The sequence below is a fragment of the uncultured Microbulbifer sp. genome, from assembly GCF_947489355.1.
GTDB lineage: Bacteria > Pseudomonadota > Gammaproteobacteria > Pseudomonadales > Cellvibrionaceae > Microbulbifer.
This window is the reverse complement of the sequence record NZ_CANLDD010000095.1, coordinates 1-7,280: the sequence shown is the minus strand read 5'-3', so window position 1 is coordinate 7,280 and position 7,280 is coordinate 1. Positions and strand designations below refer to the sequence as shown.

Here is a 7,280-nt window from a genome sequence, read left to right as displayed (position 1 = left end):
GAGGTGCTATCAAAGCACAGTAGCTATGGCTTGTGCCTTCCTATGGCTACCCATGTGAAACGGGAACAGCCCCTAGGGTGACAGGCGCTCCACCGACCAGCTGCCGCAGTCATCTGCGCGATAAATAAAACGGTCGTGGAGGCGACTGGCACCTCCCTGCCAAAACTCTACCTCAAGCGGCACTACCCGATACCCCCCCCAAAACTCCGGCAGCGGGATCGGGCTCTCAGCAAAACGGGCCTTCTCTGCCTCAAACTGTGCTTGCAGTTCCTCCCGGGAGGACAGTGGCTGGCTCTGGCGAGATGCCCAGGCCGCCAATTGGCTGTCCAGCGGGCGGGACTGGAAATACGCTTGTGCCTCCTCCCGTGCAACCCGAGCCACTTTTCCGGTTACGACAATTTGGCGCTCCAGCCGGTGCCAGGGAAACAGCAGGGAGACCTGGGGATTATGTGCCATCTCTCTGCTTTTTTTACTCTCCAGGTTGGTGTAGAACACAAAACCGCGCTCATCAAAACCTTTCAGTAAAACAATACGCTGGGAGGGCTGGCCTGCGGCATCTACCGTGGCAAGGCACATGGCGCTGGGGTCCTTTAACCCGGCCTCTACCGCCTCATCCAGCCACTGACTGAATTGCTCTATCGGCGCCGGCTTCAGCTCAGCGCGACGCAAACCGCCGAGCAGGTACTCCCGGCGCCATTGATCAATTTCCATGGTGTGACTTCCTCATCTGTTCTCGCTCAAAGTGTATCTGTCGCGCTGCCGCAAAGGTATTTTTCCACGAGCAACTCGTCAAACCCCGTCCCCGACCACCTTTCCAGAGGTGGACGAAAATGCGACTGCCGTACAAAGTTTCCTGTCGCGATATGGGGGTAATCTCAATTTTCCTGCGATTTTTTTCCTGCAGGTGCAGACTCTGCAGGTGCTTGCGTGGCATTTGGCGGGCCGCTAGGCTCACTGCATTTTTACACGACTAAGGAAAACGGTGGTTATGTCCTCTGTACCCACATGTGCCCAGGTACTGATGCGTCTGCTGCGCGAATACCAGGTGGAAAAAGTCTTCGGCATTCCCGGTGTACACACCATCGAACTGTACCGCGGCCTGCCCGGCAGTGGCCTGACACACATCACTCCGCGCCACGAACAGGGTGCCGCTTTTATGGCGGATGGTTACGCGCGTGCCAGTGGCAATCCGGGCGTCTGTTTTTTGATCACCGGGCCCGGTCTCACCAATGCCGCCACCGCCATGGCACAAGCCTACTCCGACTCCATCCCCATGCTGGTTATCTCCGCAGTGAATCGCCGCGAAGACCTGGGCATGGGCCGCGGACGCCTGCACGAGCTACCGCGCCAAAGTGACGCCAGCCGCGGCTTTTGTCTCTGGCAACACACCCTGACCCAGGCCGGGCAGTTGCCGGAAGTGATGGCGAAGGCATTCCAGCTGCTACAGTCCAGCCGCCCGGGACCGGTGCATATCGAGATTCCCATCGACCTGTTCCCGGCCCCCATGCCCGGCCAGTTGCAGGACTATCACGCCGCCCCAACCGCAATGGCGCCCTGCGCCAACAGCAACGCTATTGCCACTGCCGCTGCCTGGCTGCAGGGTGCCCAGCGTCCGATCATTCTTTTGGGTGGCGGCGCCCAGGCCGCGGGTAAAGCCGCCACACAAATTGCTGAGAAACTCGCCGCTCCGGTTTTCCTGTCACTGGCCGCCAAAGGCGTAGTGGATGAACGCCACCCACTGTGTGGCGGCGCCAACCTGAGCTTCGATTGCGTGCGCAGCCGGGTGGAAACTGCGGATGTAGCCCTGGCAGTGGGCACCGAACTTTCCGAGACCGACCGCAACCTGGTGCGGGATAACTACGCCTTTTCCGGTCAATTAATCCGCATTGATATAGATGCTGCGCAGCTGGTGTGCAACACCAGACCGGACCTGGCCATCTGCGCCGATGCCGCCGAGAGCCTGGAGCAAATTGCGGCTGCCCTGACCCAACGCGATGGAGAGACGAGAGCGCAATCTGAACAAGAGGTTGCCCAATTACTCAAAGACTGCCGCAAGGCCTGGTGGGATGGCTCCGAGGAGCGCTTCCCCTGGGTGGAAGCCCTGCGCGCATCCCTGCCGGCAAATGGCATTCTGGTAACAGATTCCACCCAACTGGCCTATAACACGAACCATGCGCTGCCCCTGTACCACCCGCGCAGCCACCTTACCTGTACCACGGGCTACGGTACCCTTGGCTTCGCCCTGCCCGCAGCTATTGGCGCCAAGCTATCCAGTGCGCGCGATGTAATCGCACTGATTGGCGACGGTGGCCTGATGTTCACCCTGGGTGAGTTGGCGGTGGCTGTGGAACAACAACTGCCACTGCCGATACTGGTATGGAACAATGCCGGTTACGGAGAAATCCGTGACTTTATGGATGCGGCCAAGGTTCCCCAGGAGGGCGTCAACCTGCACACCCCGGATTTTGTCGCCCTCGCCCGGGCCTTCGGTGCCGAGGGATGCCGAATCGATCGACCCGACCAGTTAGTGGAAGCGGTAAATGCCGCCTTTGGCCGACAGGCCCCAACCCTGATTGAAATCAGTGTGCCCTCAGGCGCAGAACAAAGGGAAGCGTGATATGACAGATCTCAGCAAACTGCAAACCGGTAAACTGTTTATCGATGGCCAATGGCGGGAACCCCTGGGCGAAGGGGCTCATCCAGTCATCAACCCGGCCACTGAAGCATTCATCTGTGAGGTGTCTGAAGGCTCCGCTGCGGACGTGGATCTCGCCGTGGCTGCCGCCCGCAGGGCCTTCCATAGCTGGCGCAATAGCACCGCACAGAAGCGCCGTGCACTGCTCAACGCCATCGCCGACGGTATGGAAAAACGCAAAGAAGATCTGACCCAGGCCATCTCCCAAACCCTCGGTTGCCCCGAACATATCACCCGTTGGCTACACGTCGATGGACCTATCTACGCTGTGCGTTACTACGCCGAGCGCACTGCCGAAATGGAAAAAACGGAAAAGGCAGCCCATTCAATCTTGTTCCGTGAGCCCGTGGGCGTGTGCGGTTTTATCACCCCCTGGAACTATCCCCTGCACCAGTTCGTCGGCAAAGTGGCCCCGGCACTGGCCGCCGGTTGTACCATGATCACCAAGCCTGCGGAAATTACCCCACTGCAGGACTTTATCATGGCGGAAATTATCCAGGAGGCCGGGGTGCCCGCCGGCGTCTTCAATCTGGTACCCGGTCCCGGCTCGGTGGTGGGTGCAGCGCTCTCAGCCCACCCGGGTATCGACATGGTGTCTTTCACCGGCTCCACCCGTGCCGGCATCGAAGTGGCGAAAGCCGCTGCACCTACGGTCAAGCGCGTTACTCAGGAACTGGGCGGAAAATCACCGCTGATCATTACCCCCGATGCCGACTTGGAAGCTGCGGTGCGCTGGGGTTGCGAGGATGTGTTTATCAACACTGGCCAGACCTGCACCGCACTGACCCGTATGCTGGTACCTGCCGAACGCTACGATGAAGCGGTCGAAATCGCCCGACAAGTGGCCGAAGGCATCGCCGTGGGCACCGGCGAAGACGCCTTTATGGGGCCGCTATCTTCCGCGCGCCAGCGGGAAATCGTGCGTGGCTATATCCAACGGGGTGTCGATGAAGGTGCACGTATGGTCACCGGTGGTACCGAGACGCCAGAAGGACTGGAAAAAGGCTTCTACGTCAAACCCACCGTATTCGCCGATGTACACAACGATATGAGCATCGCCCGCGAGGAGATCTTCGGCCCGGTGACCTGCCTAATTCCTTACAGGGATATGGACGAGGCCATTTCCATTGCCAACGATACCGAATACGGACTATCCAGCGGCGTCTGGGCCAGGGATGCGGAGAGTGCCCTGCCACTGGTGCGCCGTATTGAGGCCGGCCTCTGCTTTGTCAACGGTGGCGAGTTCAACTACGAGGCCCCCTTTGGTGGCTACAAGCGCTCCGGCAATGGGCGTGAATTCGGTGATGCCGGGCTCGGTGAGTTTATCGAACTGAAATCCGTGCAGCTACCGGCATAAACGTCTGCACCGCCCCCGAACGGGGGCGGCATAGTTGACTGCCAACCCTCTCCCCGCTATCTTTGCCCGCACATCACGAGAGTGGCTGACGCCAACGCCAACCTGCCGACCGGGGCAAGGTGGTTCTCTCTCTGCCGGCACACCAATGCCTGTGGGGAGGATGGGGCTCTACCAGAGCAATCCAACCGGATAAGCGAACACCCATTCGCCGCTTCCACGTCAGCCCTCCAAACTTCTACTGTTGGAGGGATCATGTCCGAAACACCGCTATCCAGTAAAGACGTTATAGAAATTCAAATCGCCAACCAGCGAAACCGCACGGCGGTAAGGGCGGTGAGACGGACCGATCGGCAATTGTTGTGGCAACTACTGTTCGACACCGCGGAAGAGGCATTAAAATTCGCCACCAGTTGCCGCGCCAGTGAGCAGCCAATTACAGCCCACAAGGCCTGTGAACTGGCGGGGTAAAACTTAAATAGACAGGCGCCACCTTGTCTTGCGCCAACCACTCTGTGCCACAAGCACCGAACAGGAGCTAAAAACAATACCATGTCAAAGCCAGAACAATTCTTTGAGCACCTGCGCGATGAGCTGAAACAGATCGAAGCCGACGGCCTCTACAAACGCGAGCGTATTATTACCTCCCAGCAGGCCGCCGAGATCCAGGTGAACAATGACACCCGGGTGCTGAACTTCTGCGCCAACAACTATCTGGGCCTGGCCAACCACCCGGACCTGATCGCGGCTGCTAAAGAGGGCCTCGACCAGTATGGTTTCGGCATGGCTTCTGTACGCTTTATCTGCGGCACCCAGGACATTCACAAGGCCCTGGAGTCGCGCCTGTCAGAATTTCTGCACACCGAAGACACCATCCTCTACACCTCCTGCTTCGATGCCAATGGCGGTCTGTTCGAGACCCTATTGAGCCCGGAAGACGCTATTATCTCCGACGCCCTCAACCACGCCTCCATTATCGACGGCGTACGTCTGTGCAAGGCCAGGCGCTACCGCTACGCCAACAACAATATGGCGGAGCTGGAAAAGCAGCTGCAGGCGGCCGATGCCGAGGGCGCCAAGACCAAGCTGATCGCCACCGACGGGGTCTTCTCCATGGACGGCGTGATCGCCGATCTGAAAGCCATCTGCGACCTGGCCGAGCGCTACAACGCTCTGGTCATGGTGGATGACTCCCATGCGGTGGGCTTTCTCGGCGAACACGGCCGCGGCACCCACGAATACGGCAACGTTATCAATCGTATTGATATTATTACCGGCACCCTGGGCAAGGCCCTGGGCGGTGCTTCCGGAGGCTTCACTTCCGGGCGCAAGGAAATTATCGATTTGCTGCGTCAGCGTTCGCGCCCTTACCTGTTTTCCAACTCCGTGGCCCCGGCCATTGTCACCGCCTCCCTGAAGGTGCTGGATATGCTGATGGAAGGCGGTGAGCTGCGCGAGAAGCTGCGCGACAACTCCGCCTACTTCCGCAAGCGCATGTCCGAGGCTGGCTTTACCCTCGCCGGTGCCGACCACCCGATTATCCCGGTGATGATCGGCGATGCCGCCCTTGCCCAAAAAATGGCGGACAAGATGCTGGAGCGCGGCATCTACGTAGTGGGCTTTTTCTACCCGGTAGTGCCCAAAGGCCAGGCCCGTATCCGTACCCAGATGTCAGCGGCGCATACCCGTGAACAGCTTGATCAATGTATCGATGCCTTTATTGCAGTGGGCCGTGAGCTGAAAATTATTTAATGCCCAATTGATTGCAGCGATGCATAACGACAGGCCTGTCCTGTTGCAAAGCGCCGCGGTACCTTTCCATTTACAGTTGTAATGACAATGAAAGCACTATCGAAACTGAAGTCTGAGGTCGGAATCTGGCTCACCGACGTGGAAATTCCCCAGCCCGGCCACAACGACCTGCTGATCAAAATCCACAAAACCGCCATCTGCGGTACCGACATGCATATCTATCACTGGGACGAGTGGTCGCAAAAAACCATCCCGGTCCCCATGGTGGTGGGACACGAATATGTGGGTGAAGTAGTGGGTATGGGCCAGGAAGTGGCGGGCTTCCAGGTGGGTGACCGTGTCTCCGGCGAAGGACACATCACCTGCGGACACTGCCGCAACTGCCGTGCCGGTCGCCGCCACCTGTGCCGCAACACCTATGGGGTGGGTGTGGATCGCCAGGGCGCCTTTGCCGAGTACTTGGTGATTCCGGCCTTAAACGCCTTTAAAATCCCGGATAATATCTCCGACGACCTGGCCTCGATCTTTGACCCTTTCGGTAATGCCGTACATACCGCGCTCTCCTTCGACCTGGTGGGTGAAGATGTGTTGATTACCGGCGCCGGCCCCATCGGCATTATGGCCGCAGCGGTGGCCAGACATGTGGGTGCGCGCCATGTGGTGATCACCGATATCAATGAATACCGTCTGGATCTGGCACACAAAATGGGCGCGACCCGCGCAGTCAATGTGACCAGGGAAAACCTCAGTGATGTGATGGCAGAGCTGGGTATGGGCGAAGGCTTTGATGTGGGCCTGGAAATGTCCGGCGTGCCCACCGCTTTCCGCGATATGCTCGCCGCCATGAACCACGGTGGCAAAATCGCCATGCTGGGGATTCCCGCCGGCGAGATGGCGATCGACTGGAGCCAGGTAATCTTCAAAGGCCTGACCCTTAAGGGGATCTACGGACGCGAGATGTTCGAAACCTGGTACAAAATGGCCAGCCTGATCCAGTCCGGCCTGGACCTGACCCCGATTGTCACTCATCAGTTCTCTATCAATGACTTCCAAAAAGGCTTCGATACCATGGGCTCTGGCGCATCCGGCAAGGTGATTCTCAACTGGCAATCAATCACCCGGTAGTCAGCAAGCTGCTGCTGCTGCTGAAGGTCTGCAAGTACCCCAACATAGTCGCGCAACCTGATCAAATACTCCCAATCGTTGGCTTCGGCTTTCTTTCGCTGGCTAGCTTGTATCTGGCTCTCCTCCTTAGGGGCATTTTTTGTTTGATTCTCATGGTACTTCAAAGCCCCCTGCTCCAGTTGGTAGATAGCCAATTCGAGCGGTGATGGATACTTAGGGGGAGCACCAGGAGCAGGAGGTTGCTCGTAGACTTCAGCCATATAAAATTCCATACATTATTAGGGGCTGTTCCCGTTTGGATGTAGCCTATTGATTTGTAAGAGCAAGCTCGCATTGTTGAGGTTCTAACACAAC

General features: G+C 58.2%; 7 protein-coding genes and 1 riboswitch. Of the genes, 5 read left to right on the top strand and 2 right to left on the bottom strand.

The features are described from left to right. Nucleotides 1-72: 72 nt before the first annotated feature. A complete protein-coding gene (gene pdxH, locus Q1A48_RS20230) occupies nt 73-711 on the bottom strand; it encodes a pyridoxamine 5'-phosphate oxidase (protein WP_299948522.1) in 639 nt (212 codons plus the stop codon). A 277-nt stretch (nt 712-988) separates the two neighbouring features. Here pdxH and Q1A48_RS20225 point away from each other — a divergent pair, with 277 nt between their 5' ends. The 5 genes from Q1A48_RS20225 (at nt 989) to tdh (ending at nt 6,926) form a co-directional block, all read left to right on the top strand. After that, entirely contained in the window at nt 989-2,617 is a 1,629-nt protein-coding gene (locus tag Q1A48_RS20225; protein ID WP_299948520.1) for a 5-guanidino-2-oxopentanoate decarboxylase, read from the top strand. A 1-nt stretch (nt 2,618) separates the two neighbouring features. Beyond that, nucleotides 2,619-4,052 carry an aldehyde dehydrogenase family protein gene (locus tag Q1A48_RS20220; protein WP_299948518.1) on the top strand — a complete coding sequence of 478 codons (1,434 nt, stop codon included), beginning with the start codon at nt 2,619-2,621 and terminating at the stop codon, nt 4,050-4,052. 65 nt (nt 4,053-4,117) lie between these two features. Beyond that, nucleotides 4,118-4,246: riboswitch (SAM-I-IV-variant riboswitch) on the top strand. A 58-nt stretch (nt 4,247-4,304) separates the two neighbouring features. Next, a complete protein-coding gene (locus Q1A48_RS20215; RefSeq protein WP_299948517.1) occupies nt 4,305-4,520 on the top strand; it encodes a hypothetical protein in 216 nt (71 codons plus the stop codon). A gap of 81 nt (nt 4,521-4,601) precedes the next feature. Continuing rightward, a complete protein-coding gene (locus Q1A48_RS20210) occupies nt 4,602-5,801 on the top strand; it encodes a glycine C-acetyltransferase (protein WP_299948515.1) in 1,200 nt (399 codons plus the stop codon). 87 nt (nt 5,802-5,888) lie between these two features. Beyond that, nucleotides 5,889-6,926: an L-threonine 3-dehydrogenase gene (tdh, locus tag Q1A48_RS20205; protein WP_299948513.1), complete on the top strand. Its 1,038-nt coding sequence runs from the start codon at nt 5,889-5,891 to the stop codon at nt 6,924-6,926. On the opposite strand, the gene Q1A48_RS20200 is transcribed toward tdh, so the two are convergent. Then, nucleotides 6,830-7,186, bottom strand: a complete 357-nt coding sequence (locus tag Q1A48_RS20200) for a hypothetical protein (protein ID WP_299948512.1) — start codon at nt 7,184-7,186, stop codon at nt 6,830-6,832. The two genes, tdh and Q1A48_RS20200, sit on opposite strands and share 97 nt — an antisense overlap. Between the last annotated feature and the right edge of the window lie 94 nt (nt 7,187-7,280).

Coding starts and splice junctions, on each gene's coding strand:
- pdxH (WP_299948522.1), bottom strand. CDS start 711: ATGGAAATTGATCAATGGCGCCGGGAGTACCTGCTCGGCGGTTTGCGT.
- Q1A48_RS20225 (WP_299948520.1), top strand. CDS start 989: ATGTCCTCTGTACCCACATGTGCCCAGGTACTGATGCGTCTGCTGCGC.
- Q1A48_RS20220 (WP_299948518.1), top strand. CDS start 2,619: ATGACAGATCTCAGCAAACTGCAAACCGGTAAACTGTTTATCGATGGC.
- Q1A48_RS20215 (WP_299948517.1), top strand. CDS start 4,305: ATGTCCGAAACACCGCTATCCAGTAAAGACGTTATAGAAATTCAAATC.
- Q1A48_RS20210 (WP_299948515.1), top strand. CDS start 4,602: ATGTCAAAGCCAGAACAATTCTTTGAGCACCTGCGCGATGAGCTGAAA.
- tdh (WP_299948513.1), top strand. CDS start 5,889: ATGAAAGCACTATCGAAACTGAAGTCTGAGGTCGGAATCTGGCTCACC.
- Q1A48_RS20200 (WP_299948512.1), bottom strand. CDS start 7,186: ATGGCTGAAGTCTACGAGCAACCTCCTGCTCCTGGTGCTCCCCCTAAG.